Annotated in this window: 20 protein-coding genes; 9 read left to right on the top strand and 11 right to left on the bottom strand. The window is 74.7% G+C overall.

Going from position 1 to position 20561, the window contains the following annotated elements; genetic code table 11:
* The first annotated feature begins 65 nt into the window (after nucleotides 1-65).
* Entirely contained in the window at nucleotides 66-1502 is a 1437-nt protein-coding gene (locus GA0074704_RS16820; RefSeq protein WP_088971384.1) for a cellulase family glycosylhydrolase, read from the top strand.
* 49 nt (nucleotides 1503-1551) lie between these two features.
* Here GA0074704_RS16820 and GA0074704_RS16815 read toward each other — a convergent pair whose 3' ends face one another.
* Nucleotides 1552-1872 carry a TraR/DksA family transcriptional regulator gene (locus tag GA0074704_RS16815; protein WP_088971383.1) on the bottom strand — a complete coding sequence of 107 codons (321 nt, stop codon included), beginning with the start codon at nucleotides 1870-1872 and terminating at the stop codon, nucleotides 1552-1554.
* A 306-nt stretch (nucleotides 1873-2178) separates the two neighbouring features.
* Here GA0074704_RS16815 and GA0074704_RS16810 point away from each other — a divergent pair, with 306 nt between their 5' ends.
* Nucleotides 2179-3408, top strand: coding sequence for a MalY/PatB family protein (locus tag GA0074704_RS16810; RefSeq protein ID WP_088971382.1), 1230 nt, complete (start codon nucleotides 2179-2181; stop codon nucleotides 3406-3408).
* A gap of 4 nt (nucleotides 3409-3412) precedes the next feature.
* A complete protein-coding gene (locus GA0074704_RS16805) occupies nucleotides 3413-3766 on the top strand; it encodes a YciI family protein (protein ID WP_088971381.1) in 354 nt (117 codons plus the stop codon).
* On the opposite strand, the gene GA0074704_RS16800 is transcribed toward GA0074704_RS16805, so the two are convergent.
* Nucleotides 3763-4860: a DUF4037 domain-containing protein gene (locus GA0074704_RS16800; RefSeq protein ID WP_088971380.1), complete on the bottom strand. Its 1098-nt coding sequence runs from the start codon at nucleotides 4858-4860 to the stop codon at nucleotides 3763-3765. The genes GA0074704_RS16805 and GA0074704_RS16800 overlap by 4 nt on opposite strands.
* A gap of 102 nt (nucleotides 4861-4962) precedes the next feature.
* Here GA0074704_RS16800 and GA0074704_RS16795 point away from each other — a divergent pair, with 102 nt between their 5' ends.
* Nucleotides 4963-5190: a hypothetical protein gene (locus tag GA0074704_RS16795; RefSeq protein ID WP_088971379.1), complete on the top strand. Its 228-nt coding sequence runs from the start codon at nucleotides 4963-4965 to the stop codon at nucleotides 5188-5190.
* A gap of 55 nt (nucleotides 5191-5245) precedes the next feature.
* Entirely contained in the window at nucleotides 5246-6169 is a 924-nt protein-coding gene (locus tag GA0074704_RS16790) for a 5'-3' exonuclease (RefSeq protein WP_088971378.1), read from the top strand.
* 139 nt (nucleotides 6170-6308) lie between these two features.
* Here GA0074704_RS16790 and GA0074704_RS16785 read toward each other — a convergent pair whose 3' ends face one another.
* The 6 genes from GA0074704_RS16785 to GA0074704_RS16760 all read right to left on the bottom strand — a co-directional run bounded on the left by GA0074704_RS16785 (nucleotide 6309) and on the right by GA0074704_RS16760 (nucleotide 12033).
* On the bottom strand, nucleotides 6309-7043 hold the full coding sequence (locus GA0074704_RS16785; RefSeq protein ID WP_088971377.1) for a YqjF family protein: 735 nt from the start codon (nucleotides 7041-7043) through the stop codon (nucleotides 6309-6311).
* Between the two features lie 9 nt (nucleotides 7044-7052).
* A complete protein-coding gene (locus GA0074704_RS16780) occupies nucleotides 7053-7805 on the bottom strand; it encodes a dienelactone hydrolase family protein (protein WP_088971376.1) in 753 nt (250 codons plus the stop codon).
* A gap of 103 nt (nucleotides 7806-7908) precedes the next feature.
* Nucleotides 7909-8652 carry an SAM-dependent methyltransferase gene (locus GA0074704_RS16775; protein ID WP_088973746.1) on the bottom strand — a complete coding sequence of 248 codons (744 nt, stop codon included), beginning with the start codon at nucleotides 8650-8652 and terminating at the stop codon, nucleotides 7909-7911.
* Between the two features lie 47 nt (nucleotides 8653-8699).
* Nucleotides 8700-9686, bottom strand: coding sequence for a phosphotriesterase family protein (locus GA0074704_RS16770; protein WP_088971375.1), 987 nt, complete (start codon nucleotides 9684-9686; stop codon nucleotides 8700-8702).
* Complete coding sequence (locus GA0074704_RS16765; RefSeq protein WP_088971374.1) at nucleotides 9683-11212, bottom strand: long-chain-fatty-acid--CoA ligase; 1530 nt, start codon at nucleotides 11210-11212, stop codon at nucleotides 9683-9685. Before GA0074704_RS16765 ends, GA0074704_RS16770 begins: the two co-directional genes overlap by 4 nt.
* Before the next feature lie 68 nt (nucleotides 11213-11280).
* A complete protein-coding gene (locus GA0074704_RS16760) occupies nucleotides 11281-12033 on the bottom strand; it encodes an SDR family NAD(P)-dependent oxidoreductase (protein ID WP_231926928.1) in 753 nt (250 codons plus the stop codon).
* 120 nt (nucleotides 12034-12153) lie between these two features.
* Here GA0074704_RS16760 and GA0074704_RS16755 point away from each other — a divergent pair, with 120 nt between their 5' ends.
* The 3 genes from GA0074704_RS16755 (at nucleotide 12154) to GA0074704_RS16745 (ending at nucleotide 14830) form a co-directional block, all read left to right on the top strand.
* A complete protein-coding gene (locus GA0074704_RS16755) occupies nucleotides 12154-13368 on the top strand; it encodes an acyl-CoA dehydrogenase family protein (protein WP_088971372.1) in 1215 nt (404 codons plus the stop codon).
* A complete protein-coding gene (locus GA0074704_RS16750) occupies nucleotides 13365-13988 on the top strand; it encodes a TetR/AcrR family transcriptional regulator (protein WP_197697540.1) in 624 nt (207 codons plus the stop codon). Before GA0074704_RS16755 ends, GA0074704_RS16750 begins: the two co-directional genes overlap by 4 nt.
* Before the next feature lie 98 nt (nucleotides 13989-14086).
* Nucleotides 14087-14830 (top strand): SDR family NAD(P)-dependent oxidoreductase, encoded by a 744-nt coding sequence (locus GA0074704_RS16745; protein ID WP_088971371.1) that lies wholly within the window; start codon nucleotides 14087-14089, stop codon nucleotides 14828-14830.
* A gap of 45 nt (nucleotides 14831-14875) precedes the next feature.
* Here GA0074704_RS16745 and GA0074704_RS16740 read toward each other — a convergent pair whose 3' ends face one another.
* Nucleotides 14876-16840, bottom strand: a complete 1965-nt coding sequence (locus GA0074704_RS16740; protein ID WP_231926486.1) for an AfsR/SARP family transcriptional regulator — start codon at nucleotides 16838-16840, stop codon at nucleotides 14876-14878.
* 87 nt (nucleotides 16841-16927) lie between these two features.
* Between GA0074704_RS16740 and GA0074704_RS16735 the strand changes: the two genes are divergently transcribed.
* Nucleotides 16928-17806 (top strand): alpha/beta fold hydrolase, encoded by an 879-nt coding sequence (locus tag GA0074704_RS16735; RefSeq protein ID WP_088971370.1) that lies wholly within the window; start codon nucleotides 16928-16930, stop codon nucleotides 17804-17806.
* Between the two features lie 13 nt (nucleotides 17807-17819).
* On the opposite strand, the gene GA0074704_RS16730 is transcribed toward GA0074704_RS16735, so the two are convergent.
* Together GA0074704_RS16730 and GA0074704_RS16725 are read right to left on the bottom strand one after the other, a co-directional pair.
* Nucleotides 17820-19496: a glycoside hydrolase family 10 protein gene (locus GA0074704_RS16730; RefSeq protein WP_231926484.1), complete on the bottom strand. Its 1677-nt coding sequence runs from the start codon at nucleotides 19494-19496 to the stop codon at nucleotides 17820-17822.
* Between the two features lie 68 nt (nucleotides 19497-19564).
* Entirely contained in the window at nucleotides 19565-20461 is an 897-nt protein-coding gene (locus tag GA0074704_RS16725; protein ID WP_088971369.1) for an MHYT domain-containing protein, read from the bottom strand.
* Nucleotides 20462-20561 lie beyond the last annotated feature (100 nt).

The following is a 20561-nucleotide window of genomic DNA, read 5'->3' as shown; positions in this document are numbered from 1 at the left end:
GGGCGAGTTCGCGTCCGGCCGGGCCGTCACACCACCACCCGCAGCAGAGATAGGGACCGATCCCGATGACACCTGTCCCCCGCCCGTCCCGGCGCAGCGTCCTCACGGCCGCCGCCGTCGGCGCGCTGACCCTCGGCGCGACCGTGGCCCTGCCGGCCATGCAGGCCTCGGCCGCCACCGGCTGCGCCGTCACCTACACCACCAACGACTGGCAGGGCGGATTCACCGCCACCGTCACCGTGAAGAACCTCGGCGACCCGGTCACCGGGTGGACGCTCGGCTTCGCCTTCCCCGACGCGGGCCAGCGGGTCACCCAGGGCTGGTCAGCGACCTACCAGCAGAGCGGGACCGCCGTCACCGCCCGCAACCTCGACTACAACGGCAGCCTGGGCACCGGGGCGAGCACCACCATCGGCTTCAACGGCAGCTGGACCGGCGCCAACCCGAAGCCGACCGCGTTCACCCTCAACGGCGTGGCCTGCACCGGCAGCACCACGACCTCTTCGCCGAGCCCGACCCCCACCCCGACGCCGTCGCCGAGCACCCCGCCGCCGCCCACCGGCACCACCCCGGTGGCGATCAACGGGCAGCTGCGGGTCTGCGGGGTCAACCTCTGCAACCAGTACGGGCGCCCGATCCAGCTGCGCGGGATGAGCACCCACGGCCTGCAGTGGTTCGCCAACTGCTACAACGACGCCTCGCTGGACGCCCTCGCGGGCGACTGGCGGGCCGACCTGCTGCGGATCGCCATGTACGTGCAGGAGCAGGGCTACGAGACCAACCCGACCGGCTTCACCAACCAGGTCAACGCCCTGGTCGACAAGGCCGAGGCCCGGGGCATGTACGCCCTGATCGACTTCCACACGCTGACCCCCGGCGACCCGACATACAACCTGGACCGGGCCAAGACCTTCTTCGCCTCGGTCGCCGCCCGCAACGCCGCCAAGAAGAACGTGATCTACGAGATCGCCAACGAGCCCAACGGCGTCAGCTGGTCCACCATCAAGAACTACGCCGAGCAGGTCATCCCGGTGATCCGCGCCAACGACCCGGACGCGGTGGTCATCGTCGGCACCCGGGGCTGGTCCTCACTGGGCGTCTCCGACGGCAGCAACTCCGACGAGATCGTCAACAACCCGGTCCGGGCCGACAACATCATGTACACGTTCCACTTCTACGCCGCCTCGCACAAGGACGCCTACCGCAACGAGGTGCAGCGCGCCGCATCCCGGCTCCCGCTCTTCGTCACCGAGTTCGGCACGGTCACCTACACCGGTGACGGCGCGGTGGACACCGCCAGCAGCACCGCCTGGCTGGACCTGCTTGACCGGCTGAAGATCAGCTACGCGAACTGGACCTACTCGGACGCGGCCGAGGGCAGCGCCGCGTTCCGGCCGGGCACCTGCGCCGGTGGCACGTACGCCGGCACCTCGGTGCTCACCCAGTCCGGGGCGTTCCTGCGGGACCGGATCCGCACCCCGGACAGCTTCCCCACCAGCTGACCGCACCGGTGGTCCCCGGGCGACGTTCGCCGCCCGGGGACCCTGCGGGTCAGCCGTTCTGCCGCTGCTGGCAGGGCACGCAGAAGGTCGCGTGCGGCAGGATCTCCAGCCGCTCCGGCGGGATCCGCCCGGCGCACCGCTGGCAGCTGCCGTAGCTGCCGTCGGCCATCCGGCCCAGCGCGTCGGTGATCTGCGCCAGGCTCTGCCGGGTGGCGGCGATCAGCGCGGAGCGGGTGTGCGCCTCGGCCGGGTCGCCGGTGTCGGCGGTCAACTCGGTCAGCCGGGCGGTCTGCGCCGCGAACTCGCCGGTCAACGTCGCCCGCGCCTGGGTGAGCCACTGCGGGTCGGAACGGTGCAGGTCGGTGCTCATCTCGATTCCTCCTGGGAAACAAAAAAGGGCCGAAGCTGCGTGAGCTTCGCCCTGGACGGCCGTTGCGGAGAAAGATCGGATCTTCCGGGGGACCGCGGCCGGCGGCGGTCGGCGGCACCGGCCGGATCGCGGGAACGGCGTGGCGCTGGGCAGCCGGAACCGCCGCCGCCGTGCCGACGGCGGCGCGCAGACGCAGGCCGGCCGCACACATGCGGCCCACCATAGGCCGCGCCGGCCGGGAAACCAACCACGTTCTCCGCGCGGTCACGGCGGGCGGCCACGCCCGGGTACGCCTAGGGTGGCGGCATGGGAGGCTCCACCGCCCCGCCCGGGCAGAACCCGCTCACCCAGCTCTCGTTGGCGCAGCTGCGGCAGCGCACCAGCGTGAAGTGGCGGATGCACCCCGCCGACGTGCTTCCCCTGTGGGTGGCCGAGATGGACGTGCCGCTGGCGCCGCCGGTGGCCGAGACGCTGCGCCGCGCGGTCGACCTCGGCGACACCGGCTATCCGCACGGCACGGCGTACGCCGAGGCGCTCGGCGACTTCGCCGCCCGGCGCTGGGGGTGGACGGACTTCCGGGTCGACCACACCGCGCTGGTACCCGACGTGATGCTGGGCGTCGTGGAGGTACTGCGGCTGGTGACCGGGCCGCAGGACGCGGTGGTGGTCTGCTCCCCCGTCTACCCGCCCTTCTACGCCTTCGTCAGCCACGCCGACCGGCGGGTGATCGAGGCGCCGCTCGGCCCCGACCTGCGGCTGGACCCGGCCGCGCTGGACGAGGCGTTCCGGGCGGCCCGGGCCCACGGCCGGCGGCCGGCGTTCCTGCTGTGCAACCCGCACAACCCGACCGGCGTCGTGCACCGCCGCGACGAACTCGAGGCGGTCGCCGAGCTGGCCGACCGGCACGGGGTGCGGGTGATCTCCGACGAGATCCACGCTCCGCTGGCGCTGCCCGGGGCGCGCTTCGTCCCGTACCTCACGGTCGCCGGCGCGGAGAGCGCCTTCGCCCTGGTCTCGGCGTCGAAGGCGTGGAACCTCGCCGGCCTCAAGGCGGCGCTCGCGGTCGCCGGGCCGCGTGCCGTCGCGGACCTGCGCCGGATGCCGGAGGAGGTCGGCCACGGCCCCAGCCACCTGGGCATCCTCGCGCACACGGCCGCGTTCCGGGCCGGGGAGCAGTGGCTCGACCTGCTCCTCGACGGCCTGGCCGCCAACCGCGCGCTGCTGGCCGAGCTGCTGGCCACACACCTGCCCACCGTCGGCTACCACCGTCCCGAGGGCACCTACCTCGCCTGGCTGGACTGCACGGCGCTGGGCGTGGCCACCGAGCACGGCGACGGGCCCGGCGTGGCCAGCGACCTCGCCGGACCGGCCCGGATGTTCCTGGACCGGGCGCGGGTCGCCCTGAGCTCCGGGCACGTCTTCGGCACCGGCGGCACCGGCTTCGTCCGGCTCAACTTCGCCACCTCGCCGGACCTGCTCACCGAGGCCGTCACCCGGATGGGGCGGGCCGTCGACGCACACCCAGGAACGGAGTAGCACCGTGCCCACCTTCATCACCATCGGCTACGGCGACCGGGACGGCTACGACCGCACCGACCCGGCCGTACGGGACGCTGCGCACGCGCACGACGACCAGCTGCGCGCCGCAGGCGTGCGGATGGGCCTGGCCGGCACCCCGGTCCAGGTCCGTAACCACGACGCGGCCGGGACCGAGATCCGGGAGGGCGCCTTCCTGTCCTCCGCCCTGCCGATGGCCGGGTTCGCGGTGATCGAGGCCGACAGCCTCCAGGCGGCGGTGGAGATGGCCGCCCGGACGCCGTGCGCCGTGGCCCACGGCGTGGTCGAGGTCTGGCCGCTGCTCGACGGGCCACCCGGCGGGACGGAAGTCGCCTAACGGGCCGGCCGGTCCGGGGGCCGACCCCGGGTGAGCACCGCCGCCACCGGGCGGACCCGGTCCGGGTGGGTGAGCACGTCCACGTTGTCCACGAACTGGTCGACGGCCCCCACCAGCGGCCGGTCCCGCAGATCCGGGTCGCTGATCGCGGCGCGCAGCGCGGCGGCGAACCGGTCGCCGCCGAGCACCAGGAACGGCCGGCCGTGGAAGGGCCGGGCGGTCGGCGCCACCGGCGCGGCCAGCCCACGGTCGTTCGTCCACCCGGCGACGATCTCCAGGGCCCGGGCCAGGCCGGCCTGCCGGTCGGACCAGCCTTCCGGCCCGAGCGCCCGGGCCAGCGCGTCGACCACCGGCGCCGCGCCCGGCAGCCGGGCGAAGACGCTGCCGAGCCACTTGTCGTACGGGGGCCAGCGGCGGTGCAGCAGCAGACCCAGCCGCATCAGGTCGCGGGCCAGCCCGGCGGTCACCACCCGGCTGCCCAGCTCGTCGCCCACCTCGGCGCACCGCCCGGGCAGGTGCTCGGCCTGCCCGATCCGGGTCCAGGCGGCGGCCACCACGTGCCGCCACACGTCGTCCGGATACCAGGCCAGCCGGTCCCGGACGGCGGTGAGCGCCCCGCCCAGCCCGTCGGAGAAGACCGCGCCGCCGGTCAGTTCGGCCAGCCGCTGGGTGGGCACCGAGAGCCAGTCGTCGGCGCCCATCCCGTCGCGCGGGTCGAAGCCGAGCCGGCCGCGTAGCCAGCCGCCGAGGTCGTCCACGGTCACCCCGTGCCGGTCGCCGTCCGGGGCGGCCACCCCGAGGCGGGTGCTCGGGCCACCGGCGAACCGGGTCGGCCAGCCCAGGAACCGCGCCGGCAGCCCGTCGTCCAGCACCGCCCGTACCCGCTCGGCGTCGGTGGCGTCGGCGACGAAGAGCTGCACGCGCGGACCCCAGTCGTGGTCGGTGGAGCGTTCGGTGTCCAGGCCGAGCAGCTCGGAGCCGCCGTCGAGCAGGCCGGCGGCGTGGTCGAGGCCGGGCAGGCGCCGGGTCAGCAGCGGGGCGACGGCCTCGTCGTGGAAACGGCGGGCGAGGACCAGCCCGGGTACGAACACCATCGGTGCAGTCTGCCCGCCGGTGCGCCCATGACCGAGCGGTTATCGCCCCGCGCGCCGGTCGCCGCCGATAGCGTGGTCAGCAGGACGGGAGGGGCACCGACGATGACGACCGGGCAGCGCGACGGCCGTGGCGGCGTACGCCGGCGCCGGCTGCTGATCGCCGGCATCCTGGCCGTGGCGGGGTTGGCGCTGCTCGCGCTGGGCCTCACCGTGGCCCGGGGCACCGTCGCCGGGGTCGAGGTGGCGCTGGCGGTGATCCTGCTGGTGGCCAGCTACGCCCTGCAACGCCTGGCCCGGCGGCAGACGCTGTACCGGCGCGACGACCGGTGACCCGCCCGCCCCGGCCGTCCCCCACGTCGTCGTACCGCTGTGCCAGGCTGTCGGCGTGGCACAGCGCTCCCCGATCCTGCTGATCGACTCCCCCAGCCTCTACTTCCGGGCCTACTTCGGCGTGCCCGAGTCGGCCGCCCGGACGCAGGACGGCCAGCCCGTCAACGCCGTCCGCGGTTTCCTCGACATGCTCGCCCAGCTGGTCCGCACCCGCCGGCCCGACCGGATGGTCTGCGCGCTGGACCACGACTGGCGGCCGCAGTGGCGGGTGGAGCTGCTGCCGTCGTACAAGGCGCACCGGGTCGCGCCGGAGGGCGGCGAGGTGGTGCCGGACACGCTGTCCCCGCAGGTGCCGGTGATCCTGGAGGTCCTCGACGCGATCGGCATCACCGCCGTCGGCGCCGACGGCTACGAGGCCGACGACGTGCTGGGCACCCTGTCGGTCACCCAGCCCGGCCCGGTCGAGGTGGTCTCCGGCGACCGGGACCTGTTCCAGCTGGTCGACGACGCCCACCCGACCCGGCTGCTCTACATCGGGCGGGGGGTGGCCAAGCTGGACGACTGCGACGACGCCGCGGTGCGCGCCCGCTACGGCGTCCCCGCCGACCGGTACGCCGACTTCGCGGCGCTGCGCGGCGACCCGAGCGACGGCCTGCCCGGCGTGCCGGGCGTGGGCGAGAAGACCGCCGCCCGGCTGATCGACCGGTACGGCGGCCTCGACGGCATCCTGGCCGCCCTCGACGACCCCGCCTCCGGCTTCGCGCCCGGGCTGCGCGGCAAGCTCGACGCCGCCCGGGACTACCTGGCCGTCGCGCCGAAGGTGGTGCGGGTGGCGCTGGACGTGCCGCTGCCGGCGCTGCCCACCGCGCTGCCGACCGCCCCGGCCGACCCGGACCGGCTGCTCAGCCTGGCCCAGCGGTGGAACCTGGCCGGTTCCTGCCGCCGCCTGGTCGACGCCCTGGCCGCCGACCGGGGCTGACCCCGGCACGCCCCGGGGGCTGGACTCGGCGCGTCGGCGGCGGGCCTGCTCCAGGCGCATGGGGCCCGGGGCTGATCTCGGCGCGTGGGACTCCGGGCCGGCCTCGGCGAGCGGGTCCGGGCGGGCGACGGGAGGCGGGTCAGCGCAGCGCGACCGGCGGGCCGAACCGGACCGGCACGCCCGGTGAGAAGAGCACGCTGGCCGGCGCACCGGTCGGCGCGGGCAGGCCGGCGGCGGTGACCAGTTCGTCGTCGAGGTCCAGCAGTTCGGCCCGGTGCAGCGGCCAGCGCGGATGCCAGTTCGGCAGGTGCAGGGTGCGCCCGTACGCCCGGGTGTGCAGTCCCCACCGGGCGGTGACGAAGTGCTCCAGCGGGGTCGGCTCCGCGATCGGCGCGCCGACCCGCACGGCCAGCCGGCTGGTCGTGCCGCGCGGACCGGGCCAGCGGCGGCGGCACCGGTAGGCGTACCGGTCGCCGTCGCGCTCCACCCGCATCGCCGACCAGAGGTACGGCAGTCGCAGCGTGGCCCGGGCGACCAGCACCGGGACCAGCCGGGACGCGTCCAGCGACCGGAACACCACCGCCCGCCGTCCGGTGCCGTCGACCGAGTAGAGCCGGACGTTGGTCTCGGCGAAGCTGCCGAGGTACGGCACGCCGGGGCCGACGCCGAGTCCCAGCCCGACCATCCGGAAACCGATCAGGCCGACGTAGGTCGACCCGTCGACGGTGTCCGGGCGGGTGCCGGCCGGCAGCAGCGGCGCGACCACCTCGGGCGGCACCGCCCAGTGCACGAAGGTGAGGTCCTCCCAGCGCTGCCGCAGGGTGGCGCGGCGGAACGCCTGGGCGGGGGCGGAGTCGACCGGTTCGGCGTACACCGGAACGCCTCAGCCGGCGAAGGTGCGATCCAGCAGGTCGAACAGGGCCGCCCAGTGCCGCTGCGTGGCCCGCTCGTCGTATACCGGGGTGTCGGCCATGGTGAAGCCGTGGTGGGCCCCGGGGTAGAGCTCCGACCGGTAGCGCACGCCGGCGGAGTCGAGGGTCTTCTCCAGGGTGGCGATCTGCTCGGGCGTCATCGACCCGTCCTGGTCGGCGTGGGCCAGGTACAGCTCGGCGCGGACCGACCCGACGCCCAGGTGCGGGCTGTCCGGCTCGTCGGTGACCACCCGTCCGGCGTGGAAGGTGGCCAGCGCCGCCACCCGGTCCGGGTGGGCCTCGGCGACCCGCAGCGCGTTGGTGCCGCCCATGCAGTAGCCCACCATCGCCACCGGCCCGGGCGCGACGTCGTCGCGGGCGGCCAGGAAGTCCAGGTACGCCCCGCCGTCGGCGCGCACCAGCTCGGGGGTCAGCGCGGTGACGAACGGCATCAGCCGCCCGAAGATGGCAGCCCGCTGCTCCGGGTCGCCCAGCCCGGACAGGTCCACCAGGGGGGCCCGGCCGGCCCGGTGGAACAGGTTGGGCACCAGCACCAGGTAGCCGCGCTCGGCGATCCGCTGCGCCATCTCGGCGATCCGGGGACGCAGCCCGAAGGCGTCCATGAAGACCAGCACCGCCGGGAACGGCCCGTCGCCGTCCGGCCGCACCAGGTACGCGTCGGCGACCCCGTCGCCGGTCGGCACGTCCACCGTCGTCGTCTGCATCGGTCGGCCTCTCCCAGGTGATCGTCGTCGTCCCGCACGCTACCTCCGGTCGGTTCCGGCCGCCCGGCGGCCCGGGACGCAGGTCGACCGGCCGCCCCGGCCGTCAGCCGCGGCGCAGCACCAGCGTGGCGAAGCCCAGCACGTCGCGGTAGCCGCGCAGCCACTGCTCCCGGTGCTCCCGGGCGACGGCGAGCGCCCCGGCCGAGTCGGGGTGGCCGGGGTTGTCCAGCGCCCACTCGGTGAGCGAGCCCACCCACGACCACTCGTAGTCGTCCCACTCGGCGCCGGTGCTCAGGTGGGCGAAGATCGGTGTCCAGCCGGCCCGCTCGGCGGTGTCGACCAGTCCGGCGAGGTCGGTGAAGTCCTCCGGTTTGGCGTCCAGCGCGGCCAGCGCCGCCGGCGTGGGCGGCACCTGCCAGTAGCCCTCCCCGACCAGCAGCACGCCGTCGGGGTTGACGTGCCGGCCGGCGAGCTCCAGCGTCTCGGTGAACCCGCCGAACGCGTGCGTCGACCCGACGCACATCACCAGGTCGTGGTCGCCGTCGGGGACGTACGCGCGGGCGTCGCGTTCGTGCAGGGTGAGCCGGTCGGCGAGGCCGCGTACGGCGGCGGCCGCCGCGGCGCGTTCCAGGGCGTACGGGCTGGTGTCGACGCCGTCGGCGTGCCCGTCGGGATAGTGGGCGAGCGCCTGGAGGGCCCAGGCGGCCTCACCGCAGCCGAGGTCGAGGATGCGGGCGTTCGGCCGCCGGTCCGCCCGGCGCAGCAGCCGGTTGACGTTGACCCCGAAGATCGGCGCCGCGATCGGGTGGTGGGTGTGGGCGATGCTGCTGAGCCGCTGACGATCCATCGGCACAGTGAACACGACCGGCCGGCCGCCCCGGGACGGGTTTTCGGTCAGCCGCCCTCGAAGAACCGACGCGGGTTGGCCACCAGCATGGTGTCGATCTGCTGCTCGGTGACCCCCCGCTCGCGGACGTACGGCAGCACCTCCTCCCCGAGGTGCAGGTAGTGCCACTGGGACAGGAACGGCATCACCATCGGGTCGATCCAGTCGATGAAGCAGGAGGCGTCCTGGGACAGCACCATCCGCTCGGCGTACCCGCGTCGGCACATCTCGACCAGGGTGTCCGCGCGGGTCTCGAAGGTGGTCGGCCCGAGGTTGAGGCCGAACCGGTCCATGCCGAGGACGAAGCCGGCGTCGGCCAGGGCGGCGAGGTGGTCGCAGTCGGTGGTGTCGCCGCTGTGGGCCAGCACGATCCGCCCCGGGTCGACGCCCTCGGAGTCGCAGAGCACCCGCCGGACGTCAAGCGCCGTCCGCGTGCCCGGGTGGGTGTGCACGGTGATCGGCGTGCCGGTGGCGTGGTGGGCGCGGGCGACGGCGCGCATCACCCGCTCGACGCCCGCGGTGAGGCCCGGCTCGTCGATGGCGCACTTGAGCATGCCGGCGCGTACGCCGGTGCCGGCGATGCCCTCGGTGATGTCGGCGACGAACAGGTCGACCATCGGGTCCGGCGGCTCGGCGCCGAGCACCGCGGCCAGGGCCGGCCCGCGGTGGTGGAACCAGAACGGCACGCTGTCGTACGTGTAGACGCCGGTGGCGACGACGAGGTTCAGCTCCGGCACCTGCGCTGCGATGCGCTGGATGCGCGGGATGTAGCGGCCGAGGCCTACCACCGTGGGGTCGACGACCGTGCGGACGCCCTGGGCGGCGAGGGCGCGCAGCTTCGTCACCGCGTCGGCGACCCGGTCCTCCTCGCTCCCCCATTCCTGCGGGTGGTTGGCCTGGACGTCGGCGGTGAGCACGAAGACGTGCTCGTGCATGTAGGTGCGGCCCAGGTCGGCGCTGTCGACCGGCCCGGCGACGGTGTCGACCCGGCTCATCCCAGCTCCTTCTTGAGCTCCCGCTTGAGCAGCTTGCCGGTGGGGCCCTTGGGCAGCTCGGCGACGACACGCACCTGGCGGGGGTACTTGTAGGCCGCCAGTCGCTCCCGGCACCAGGCGACCAGCTCCTCGGGCGTGACCTGGGCGTCCGGGGTGAGGCTGAGCACGGCGACGACCTCCTCGCCGAGCTTGGCGTCGGGGCGGCCGATCACGGCGGCCTCGACGACCGCCGGGTGGGCGTAGAGCACCTCCTCGACCTCGCGCGGATACACGTTGAACCCACCGCGGATGATCATGTCCTTCTTGCGGTCCACGATGAACAGGTAACCGTCGTCGTCGGCGTACCCGAGGTCTCCGGTGTGGAACCAGTCGCCGCGCATCGCCTCCGCGGTCGCCTCGGGGTTCTTGTAGTACCCCTTCATGACGTTGTGGCCGCGCACCACGATCTCGCCGACGTGGTCGGGGCCGGCGGGCAGCGGCCGGTCGGACTCGTCGACGACCCGGGTCTGCACACCCCAGATGGGCTTGCCGACCGAGAGCACCTTGCGCTGCTCGGCGCTGATGTTGAAGGTGGTGGTGCTGGCCGTCTCGGACAGGCCGTACCCCTCCAGGATCACCACGCCCGGCACCTTCTCCTCGAAGGCCCGGATCACCTCGCCGGGGATCGCCGCGCCGCCGGAGACGCCGACCCGCAGCGAGCCCAGGTCCCGCCCGGTCAGGTCCGCCTGCACCAGGGCGAAGTACATCGTGGGTACGCCGGAGAAGATCGTGCAGCGGTGCCGTTCGATCGCGGCGACCACCGGGTCCACCTCGAAGCGGGGCACCAGCACGACCGTCCCGCCGTAGCGGACGGCCACGTTGAGCACGCTGGACAGGCCGAAGACGTGGAACAGCGGCAGCACCGCCAGGCCGATGTCGTCGTCGCGGAAGCCGAACAGCTCCCCGCCGACGGTGCAGTTCATGTAGAGGTTGAAGTGGGTCAGCTCGGCGCCCTTGGGGCGGCCGGTGGTGCCGCTGGTGTAGAGCAGCACCGCCGTGTCGTCGGCGTCGGTCGGGACGATCTCCCCGGTGTCCGGCGCGGCGTACAGCTCGTCGTAGGAGCGGGTGCCGTCGGGCCGGCGGTCGCTGCCGGGCAGGTTCACCACGTACGTCGTGACGCCGTCGACCTCTGCCGCGCCCTTGACCGCCTCGTCGGCGAAGAGTTCGAAGGTGACCAGGACCCGGGTGTCCGAGTCGGCCAGGTGGTAGGCGATCTCGCCGGCCCGCAGCAGCGGGTTGAGCGGGACCATCACCAGCCCGGCCTTGAGGATGGCGAAGTAGGTGAAGAGGAACTGCGGCACGTTCGGCAGCTGCACGGCCACCTTGTCGCCGCGGCGCAGGCCCGACGCGAGCAGGGTCGCGGCGACCCGACCGGAGATCTCGTCCACCTGGGCGTAGCTGAAGGTCAGGTCGCCCAGGTGGCACAGCGGCTTGTCCGGATGGGCCCGGCGGGGCTCCCGGAGGATGGTCGCGAGGTTGAAGCTCATCGGATCTCCTCCGGGTGGGACGCATCGAGGAACGTGAGAGCTGGTCTACGCCCTGCCGCCGCCGTTCGTCAAGGCATCACGAGTCCGCCGTCGACCGGGACGGTCACCCCGGTGACGTACGACGAGGCGTCGCTGGCCAGCCAGATCAGCGTGGCGGCCAGCTCCTCGGGGTCGCCGAGCCGGCCGGCCGGGGCGAGCGCCTTGACCATCTCCAGGGTGCCCGGCTCCAGCTGGTCGCTCATCTCCGACGGGAAGAAGCCGGGGGCGAGGCAGTTGACCCGGATGCCCTTGCGGCCGGTCCACTGGGCAGCCAGGTCCCGGGTCAGGCCGATCACGGCGGCCTTGCTGGAGGCGTACGCGGCCTGCGGGATGCCGCCGGGGCGCAGCCCGATGACGCTGGAGACGTTGACCACGGCACCGCCGTCGCGCGCCGCCCGGGCGAACGCCTGGGCCATCCAGTAGCTGCCCATCAGGTTGACGTCGACCACCGAGCGGAACTGGTCCGGGGTCTCCCGGGTGGCCGGTACGGCGGTGCCGACGCCGGCGTTGTTGACCAGCACGTCGACTCGTCCGAAGTGGTCGACGGCGGTGGCGATCAGCGCCTCGCAGTCGGCCGGGTCGGTGACGTCGGTGGCGCGGGCGGCGTACCGGCGGCCGGCGGCCTCGACCAGCGCGCCGGTCTGCGGCAGGCGGTCGGCGCGGCGGGCCCCGAGGACCACGTCGGCGCCGGCCTCGGCGAGCGCGCGGGCGAACGACACCCCCAGGCCGGACGAGGCGCCGGTGACCACGGCGACCTTCCCGTCGAGGCGGAACCGGTCCATCACGCTCACGTCGGTGCTCCCTGCTTCGCTGTGCTCTGGACGCCATACCGACCAGCCGGTATGTTCGGCGTCCGGCGACGGTAGCGAGCCGCCGACATGCGCGTCAATGGGGAGGAAGCCATGGACTTCGAACCGACCGCCCGGGCCACCGAGCACCTGGCGCGACTTCAGGACTTCATGGACGCGCATGTCTATCCCGCCGAGCCGGTCTACGCCGCCCAGCGCGCCGAGCTGGCCGCCGCCGGCACCCCGCACCAGCTGCCCGCCGTGGTCGAGGAGCTCAAGACCGAGGCCCGCCGCCGCGACCTGTGGAACCTCTTCCTGCCGGCGCTGTCCGGGCTCACCAACGTCGAGTACGCCCCGCTCGCCGAGCTGATGGGCCGCTCCATCGAACTCGCGCCGGAGGCCACCAACTGCGCCGCCCCGGACACCGGCAACATGGAGATCCTGCACATGTTCGGCACCCCCGAGCAGCAGGAACAGTGGCTGCGTCCGCTGCTCGACGGCCAGATCCGCTCGGCGTTCGCGATGACCGAGCCGGACGTCGCCTCCAGCGACGCCACCAACATCTCCACCCGGATCGAGCGCGACGGCGACTCGTACGTGATCAACGGCCGCAAGTGGTGGACCACCGGCATCGCCGACCCGCGCTGCAAGATCATGATTCTGATGGGCAAGACCGACCCGTCGGCCGACACCCACCGGCAGCAGTCGATGGTCCTGGTGCCGGTGGACACCCCCGGCGTCCAGGTGCTCCGGTCGCTGCCGGTATTCGGCTACCACGACCAGCACGGCCACGGCGAGGTGCTCTTCACCGACGTACGGGTGCCGGTGGGCAACCTGCTCGGTGAGGAGGGCGGCGGCTTCGCCCTGGCCCAGGCCCGGCTCGGCCCCGGCCGCATCCATCACTGCATGCGCGCGATCGGGCTGGCCGAGCGGGCCCTGGAGCTGATGGTGCGTCGCGCCGCGAGCCGGGTCGCGTTCGGCCGGTCGCTCGCCGAGCAGGGCGTGGTGCAGCAGCAGATCGCCGAGTCCCGGATGGCGATCGAGCAGGCCCGGCTGCTCACCCTCAAGGCCGCCTGGATGATCGACCGGTACGGCACCAAGGCCGCCCGCACCGAGATCGCCGCGATCAAGGTGATCGCCCCGCGGGTCGCCCTGGACGTGCTCGACCGGGCCATCCAGGTGCACGGCGGCGCCGGCGTCTCCGACGACGTGCCCCTCGCCGGGATGTACGCCGGCGCGCGTACCCTGCGGATCGCCGACGGCCCGGACGAGGTGCACGTGCGCGATGTGGCCCGGCGGGAGATCCGCCGCCGGCTGGAACCGCGGTGACCGTGGCGGCGGCCGACGCCCCGGCCGGACGACGGCGGGCCCCCCGCGGCTCGGCCCGGGACGCCATCGTCACCGCCGCCACCGAGCTGTTCGCCCGGCGCGGCTACGAGGCGACCAGCGTCCAGGAGATCGTGGCGGCCGCACAGGTCACCAAGGGCGCCCTCTACCACTGGTTCGGTTCGAAGTCGGAGCTGCTCACCAGCATCTACCGGGAGCTGCTCGCCGAGCAGACCCGGCGCCTGGCGACGATCGCGGGCGGCGCCGACCCGGTCGAGGAGCGGCTGCGGGCCGCCGCCCTCGACGTCGTCGCGCACACCGCCGCGCACGCCGCCGAGCTGACCGTGTGGGCCCGCTCGGCGCACCTGCTCGACGACGAGCAGGCCGAGGCGACCCGGCGGGAACGCCGCCGCTACCACGAGCTGTTCCGGGACCTGGTCCGCGAGGGACAGGACCGGGGCGTGGTCCGCACCGACGTATCGGCCACCGTGATCACCCATGCCTTCCTCAGCGCCCTGGGCAACACGCACACCTGGTTCCACCCGGACGGGCCGCTGAGCTTCGCCGAGGTCGGCAACCAGCTGGTCGCCCTCTTCGTCGGCGGCCTGCGCCCACCCGCCTGACAGGCGCAGGACGGCGGGAAGCGCGCCGGCCGCCTCTCGACCTCGAGCGCACTCCAACCGCTAGCGTCGGTGGTCGGGCCCGGTGGGAGGAGCGCGGGATGAAGGTGCTGGTGACCGGTGGGACCAGCGGACTCGGGCTGGCCATGGCGACGGCCTTGGCCGAGGCCGGGGCGACGGTCGCGCTGACCGGCCGGTCCGGCCGGCGGGCGGATGCCGTGGCCGCCGGGTTGCCCGGTGCGGTCGGTGTCGAGCTGGACGTACGTGACGAGTCGTCGGTGACCCGGGCGGTCGACGAGGCCTGGAGCCGGCTCGGCGGCATCGACATGCTGGTGAACAACGCCGGGATCGGGATGCGTACGGTCAACCCGCAGTTCATGACCCGGCCACGGGGCTTCTGGGAGGTGCCGGTCGACGGCTTCCGCGCGGTGGTCGAGACCAACCTGACCGGCTACTTCCTGGTGGCACGCGCGGTGACGCCGCGGATGCTGGCCGCCGGCGCCGGACGCATCGTCACCATCTCGGTGAACGAGTCGACCATGCACCGGGCCGGTTTCGTCCCGTACGGACCCTCCCGCGCCGGAAGCGAGGCGCTGTCCCGGATCATGGCCGCCGACCTGCGCGGCACCGGCGTGACGGTCAACCTGCTGCTGCCCGGGGGCGCGACCGCCACCGGGATGCTGTCCTCCGACGCCGGGGACGGCGGTCGGACGTTCCTGGATCCGGCGGTGATGGGCCCGCCCGTCGTGTGGCTGGCCTCCGACGCCGCGTCCGGCGTGCACGACGAGCGCATCGTCGCGACGGACTTCCCCCGCTGGCTGCGCGAGCGCGGCGGCTGCGGCTGAGCCGGACCGCGGCCCTCCGCGTCGCCGGGCACGCCACCGGACGGCTCAGCCCAGGGCGGCGGTGAGCCGGTCGAGGTGGTGCGCGACCGGGCCGACGGTCAGCATGCCGCTGCCCGCCCCGGCCAGCTCGCCGACGGCCGGGGTGAGTTCGTCGCGGGCCCGGCGCATCCTCGCGCGGTCGTCGAGCCGGATCGCGGCCTCGCCGGTGAGCACCCACAGCGCCTCGAAGAGCAGGTCGCGTGGCGGCTGCGGGGTCCGGCGCAGGGCCCGCGCGGCGTCGGCGGGACGGTCCCGCGCCAGCAGCACCAGCGGACGGGCCCAGGGCGCGTACGGCCCCCAGTCGGTGTCCTCGTCGAGGGCGGTCGGCTGCCCGTGCCAGGTGTCCAGGCAGAGCAGGGCCAGCGGGAGCAGGCCCCGCTCGACGCCGGGCATGCCGGCGCCGTCGAGGTGTGCCGCCGCCTCCCGGTAGGCGTCCCGCGCCCGCGGCACGGCCGCACCGGTCGCGGCCAGCCGCATGGCCCGGTACCACCGGGTGAACACCCCGGCCAGCGGCCGCTCGTCCCGCTCGGCGAGCCGGTCCACGGCCGCCGCGTGCTCGTCGGCGCCGGTGAGGTCGCCGAGCGCGCCCCGGGCCTGGAGGCGGACCAGGTGGCCGAGTATCTCGTACGTGGTCAGCCCGTGCCGGCTGGACAGCGCCACGAGTTCGGCGCCGATAGCGTCCCGCTCGGGGGCCAGGCCCGCCCGGTGGAAGGTCTGCATCCACACGCCGTTGAGGGTGAACGCCAGCAGGGCCGGATCGCCCAGTGCCCGCGCCATCCGCTCCGCCTCCCGGGCGGCCTGCGGCCCACGGTCCGCCCGGGTGCCCCGGGACTCCACCGCGATGGTGGCCAGCAGGCGGGCCCGGGCGCCGTCGGGCGAGCCGGGGTCGAGGCCGGCCAGCGCCCGTTCCGCCGCGTCCACGATCCGGGCGGCCTGCGCCGGGTCGTCCGAGCGGGTCCAGATCGCCGGCACGTCGTAGCCGCCGATCACCCGCGCGGTCAGCTCCGGGTCGCCGAGCCGCTCGGCGGCGGCGATGGCCGGGTACCGCTGTTCGCGCGCGGCGGTCAGACCGCCCGCACCGGCCACCGCCAGGCTGCGCAGCAGGCCGACCGTGGACTCCAGTCGCCCCCGGGCACCGGCGGCCACCGCCCGGTCGTACGTCGCGGCGGCCTTCGCCCAGATCCGCTCCGCGGCGCCGTCGGCCGGCTGGTCGGCCTGGCGCAGGATGTCGGTCTCCGCCTGGCGCAGGCGCGGGCCCGGATCCACCCCGAGCTGGTCGCGGAGCAGTTCCCGGGCGCGGCGCAGCACCGCGAGGGCGTCGCCCTGGCGGCCGGCCCGGTACAGGGCCAGGGCCAGCAGCCGCCACGACTCCTCCCGCCACGGATGCTCGGCCACCTGGGCGTCCAGGTCCGGCACCACCTCGGCGGCCCGTCCGAGCGTGAGCAGCGTTCCGGCCCGCAGCTCGACCGCCTGCAACCGGAGCTGGTCGAGCCGGTGCCGCTCCGCCCGGGCCCACGGCGCGTCGGCGAAGTCGGCGTACGCCGGGCCCCGCCAGCGGCCCAGTGCCTCGTCGAGCACCTCCAGCGCCCGCTGCGGCGCGGCCTGCGCAGCCCGGCCGACCCGCGCCTCGAACCACCAGGCGTCCACCGCGTCGGCGGGTGCCCGCAGCGCGTACCCGGGGCCCTCGGTGACCAGCAGCCGGGCCGGCTGCCGGGGTGGGCGTCGCGGCTCCAGCGCGCGGCGCAGCGCCGCCACGAAGGTGCGGACCGCGCCCACTCCGCCCGCCGGCGGTTCGTCCCACAGGTCGTCGACGAGGCGCCCGACGGGTACGACGTGCCCGCGGGCGACCACCAGGCGGGCCAGGACGGCCCGGTGCGCCGGCCCCCTCAGGTCGATCGGCACGCCGGCGTCGTCCCAGGCCAGCACCGGTCCCAGCACCCCGAACCGGACCTCCACCGGACCACCTCCCACCGGAGATCACCGTAGCGCGCTCATCGGTTGCTCATCGGCGCTCGGCAGGCTGGTCGCAGCCCACCCGACCAGCGGAAGGACCCCAGCATGACCATCACCATCCCCGACTTCGAGTACCAGCGGGTCGCCGTCGACGACGACGTGACGCTCAACGTGGCGGTGGGCGGCTCGGGCAGCCCGGTCGTGCTGCTGCACGGCTTCCCGCAGACCCACCTGATGTGGCGGCACGTCGCCGCCGACCTGGCCGCCGACCACACGGTGATCTGCCCGGACCTGCGCGGCTACGGCGACAGCGACAAGCCCGTCGCGCGCGACGCCGACACGTACGCGAAGCGGACCATGGCCGCCGACGTGGTGACCCTGGCCCGGCGGCTCGGCCACGAGCGGTTCGCCCTCGCCGGCCACGACCGGGGTGCCCTGGTCGCCGTCCGCGCCGGCCTGGACCACCCGGACGCGATCACCCACCTCGCCGCCCTCGACGTGCTGCCCACCCTGGACATGTGGGACGTCCTGCACGGCGCCGGCGCGGCGGTCGCCTTCCACCTCTACCTGATGGCCCAGCCGCCCGGCCTGCCCGAGCAGATGATCAGCGCCAGCGCCGATGCGTTCTTCGGCCACTTCCTCGACCTCTGGGGCGGCAACCCCGACGCCATCCCGGCGGCGGTACGCGCCGAGTACCTGCGGGCGTCCCGCGAGGCGGTCCCGTCGATCGTCGCCGACTACCGCGCCTCGGCCGGGATCGACGTCGACCACGACCGGGCCGACCGGGCGGCCGGGAACCGGCTCACCATGCCGGTCACCGTCGTGCAGCAGGACTGGGGCGCCGTGCTCGGCTACGACGCGGACGCGCTCTGGCGGGCCTGGGCCCCGGACCTCGCCCACGTCACCACGAAGGCGGGGCACTTCATGGCCGAGCAGGCACCCGCGGAGGTCAGCCGGGAGCTGCGCCGCCTGCTGGCCCGGTGACGCCGCCGCCCGGTCAGCCGCCGGCCGCGGCGACCGGCGCCGCCGCGCTCAGGCCGCCCTCGTTGCCGCTGCGGTCCAGTCCGGACACGCAGTACGACAGCGACCCACCGGCCGGGGCGGTGCCGTCGACCCAGGCGGCCGACCGGGTGGTGCCGACCAGCCGGGCGCCGTCGGCGTCCACCCGGTAGACGGCGAAGCTGGTGGCGCCCTCCCCCCGCCAGGTCAGCGCCACCCCGCCGGTGCCGTCCCGACGCGCCCCGGTCAGCGTCGGGGCGGCCGGCGGGGCCGCCGGCAGCTGCGCCATCGTGGGCACCAGCGCGGGTTCGGCGTAGTGCGCCCGGCTGTAGCGGCCGACCGCGCCGAGCCGGTCGGCGCGTACCTGGGCGGCGCTGAAGTGGACGCTGCCGCTGACCGGGTAACGGCGGTTCAGCGCGAGCTGACGGTCCAGCTCCGCCGGGTCGCTCCAGGCGCCGCGCTCGCCGACCCGGTAGTCGGCCTGGCCGATCCAGAGCTGCACGCGGGTGCCCCGCACGGTCGCCGCCCACCAGGGCAGCAGCTTCGCGTAGTCGGCCTTGTCGAAGCCGATGTGCCAGTAGAGCTGCGGTACGACGTAGTCCAGCCACTGCCGGCGTACCCACAGGCGGGTGTCGGCGTGGATGTCGTCGTAGCTCTGCAGGCCGGCGGTGGCCGAGCCGGCCGGGTCGGTACGCGCGTTGCGCCAGATGCCGAAGGGGCTGATGCCGAACTTCACCCACGGCTTGATCGCCTTGATCCGCTCGCTCATCTCCCGGACCAGCGTGTTCACGTTCTCCCGCCGCCAGGCGTCCCGGTCGGCGAACCCGCGGCCGTAGCGGGCGAACGCCGGGCCGTCCGGGAAGTCCTGACCGGCCTCCGGGTACGGGTAGAAGAAGTCGTCGAAGTGCACCCCGTCGACGTCGTACCGGCCGACCGCCTCCAGCATGGCGTCCTCGACGAACCGGCGTGCCTCGGGCACCCCGGGGTTGAAGTACAGCCGGCTGCCGGGCTTGTCGGCGCTGGGGTAGGTGACCACCCACTCCGGGTGCTTGCGCAGCGGGTGGTCCGGCGCGAGCTGGTCCAGCCGCGGCCCGGGACCACCCACGGTGGCCGGCTGTCCACCCCGGTACGGGTTGAACCAGGCGTGGAACTCCAGGTTGCGGGCGTGCGCCTCGGCGACCATGAACTCCATCGGGTCCCAGCCCGGATCACGACCGTCCCGGCGGCCGGTCAGCCACTGCGACCACGGCGCGTACGCCGAGGGCCAGAGCGCGTCCCCGCTCGGCCGGACGTGCACGAACACGGCGTTGTGGTGGTGCCGCACGGCCAGGTCCAGCCAGCCGCGGAACTCGGCCTGGACGGTCTCGGTCGGCAGCCCGGGCTTGCTCGGCCAGTCGATGTTGTTCACCGTGGTGATCCACATGCCGCGCAGCTCACGGGTCGCCCGGACGGCCCGCCCGGCGCAGTCGGTGCCAGCCGCCGCGACGGTGCCGGACGGCGCGGCGGTGCCGGACGGCGCGGCGGTGGGTCGGCCGGCCGACTGGGCGGAACCGTCGCCCACCATCCGGTCCCGCAGCGTCCAGGCGCCGGCGGTGGCCGCGACGGCGAGCAGGGCGATGACGGCCACGGGAACACGGCTGCGACGACGGTGGGCGGGGATGGGGGCGGCGGGCATCGGCCCAGTCTGCCCAGTGGACCGGCCCCGCGCAGCGCCGGCCCCCGAAGGCGGCGGTGGCGCGGCGATCAGCGGGGCGTGGTGTCGCGCCGCGACGGGAACGGCGTGCCGGGCTGGCCGAGGGTGGAGCGGGCGCGCAGGCCGACCGGGTCCGGGGCGGGCTGCGGCGGCGCGGCGGGCGCCGGCCCGGCCGGGTCCGGCGCGAGGCGCCCGTCCACGTAGGCGAATCCGGCCCGGTCCTCGTCGGTCGGCGCGGCGAGCAGCGCGTAGATCAGCCCGACCACGCCGAAGATGACCGCGAGCACGATCGGCACCAGCAGGCCGCTGACCTCGGTGCCGGTCAGCTCGCCGCGCCGCTCGTGCAGGTGCACCGAGAGCGCGCTCATCCCGGTGAAGTGCATGCCGTTGACGGCGATCCCCATCACCAGGGCGGAGGCGGCCAGCGCCAGGCCACGCCGGACGGTCATCGACAGCCAGAGCGCGACGGTGGCCGCGACCAGGGCGATGACGACCGACAGGGCCACCCGGGTCGGGTCGTACCCGAGGGTGCCGTCCAGCCGCATGGCCGCCATGCCGGTGTAGTGCATGGCCGCGACGCCGGCGCCGGTGAACAGGCCGCCGACCAGCAGTCGGGGCGCCGAGAGGCGGCCGGTGCCGACGATGGCCAGCCCGACACCGACGCCGGTCACCGCGATCAGGGTGCTGGCCGCGGTGATCGGGATGTCGTACCGGATGCGGGTGCCGGCCACGGCGAAGCCGAGCATGGCCATGAAGTGCATGGCCCAGATGGCCGTGCCGCCGATCGCCCAGGCGGCGAGCAGACCCCACCAGGCGCGCTGGCCGGCGGTCGAGGCGGTACGGATCCGGCCGGCGCAGACCAGCCCGAGGAAGGACCCGAGCACCGACAGCGCGTAGCTGAGCGCCGGTGTGATCCATCCGTACTCAAAGTGATTGATCTCCGCCACCGCGGCTTCCCCCCAGAGAGCTACCGGCGCGTAGCAGTCGCGCCCGGACAATGATCGGTGAGGCCGCCAGCAGCCGCGACGGCACCCCCCGGACAATTCG

Source organism: Micromonospora siamensis, assembly GCF_900090305.1.
In the GTDB taxonomy this organism is placed as follows: domain Bacteria; phylum Actinomycetota; class Actinomycetes; order Mycobacteriales; family Micromonosporaceae; genus Micromonospora; species Micromonospora siamensis.
This window is presented reverse-complemented; position numbering and strand designations above follow the sequence as displayed.

Coding starts and splice junctions, on each gene's coding strand:
- GA0074704_RS16815 (WP_088971383.1), bottom strand. CDS start 1,872: ATGAGCACCGACCTGCACCGTTCCGACCCGCAGTGGCTCACCCAGGCG.
- GA0074704_RS16820 (WP_088971384.1), top strand. CDS start 66: ATGACACCTGTCCCCCGCCCGTCCCGGCGCAGCGTCCTCACGGCCGCC.
- GA0074704_RS16745 (WP_088971371.1), top strand. CDS start 14,087: ATGAAGGTGCTGGTGACCGGTGGGACCAGCGGACTCGGGCTGGCCATG.
- GA0074704_RS16780 (WP_088971376.1), bottom strand. CDS start 7,805: ATGCAGACGACGACGGTGGACGTGCCGACCGGCGACGGGGTCGCCGAC.
- GA0074704_RS16730 (WP_231926484.1), bottom strand. CDS start 19,496: ATGCCCGCCGCCCCCATCCCCGCCCACCGTCGTCGCAGCCGTGTTCCC.
- GA0074704_RS16770 (WP_088971375.1), bottom strand. CDS start 9,686: ATGAGCCGGGTCGACACCGTCGCCGGGCCGGTCGACAGCGCCGACCTG.
- GA0074704_RS16775 (WP_088973746.1), bottom strand. CDS start 8,652: ATGGATCGTCAGCGGCTCAGCAGCATCGCCCACACCCACCACCCGATC.
- GA0074704_RS16795 (WP_088971379.1), top strand. CDS start 4,963: ATGACGACCGGGCAGCGCGACGGCCGTGGCGGCGTACGCCGGCGCCGG.
- GA0074704_RS16760 (WP_231926928.1), bottom strand. CDS start 12,033: ATGGACCGGTTCCGCCTCGACGGGAAGGTCGCCGTGGTCACCGGCGCC.
- GA0074704_RS16735 (WP_088971370.1), top strand. CDS start 16,928: ATGACCATCACCATCCCCGACTTCGAGTACCAGCGGGTCGCCGTCGAC.
- GA0074704_RS16810 (WP_088971382.1), top strand. CDS start 2,179: ATGGGAGGCTCCACCGCCCCGCCCGGGCAGAACCCGCTCACCCAGCTC.
- GA0074704_RS16765 (WP_088971374.1), bottom strand. CDS start 11,212: ATGAGCTTCAACCTCGCGACCATCCTCCGGGAGCCCCGCCGGGCCCAT.
- GA0074704_RS16800 (WP_088971380.1), bottom strand. CDS start 4,860: ATGGTGTTCGTACCCGGGCTGGTCCTCGCCCGCCGTTTCCACGACGAG.
- GA0074704_RS16755 (WP_088971372.1), top strand. CDS start 12,154: ATGGACTTCGAACCGACCGCCCGGGCCACCGAGCACCTGGCGCGACTT.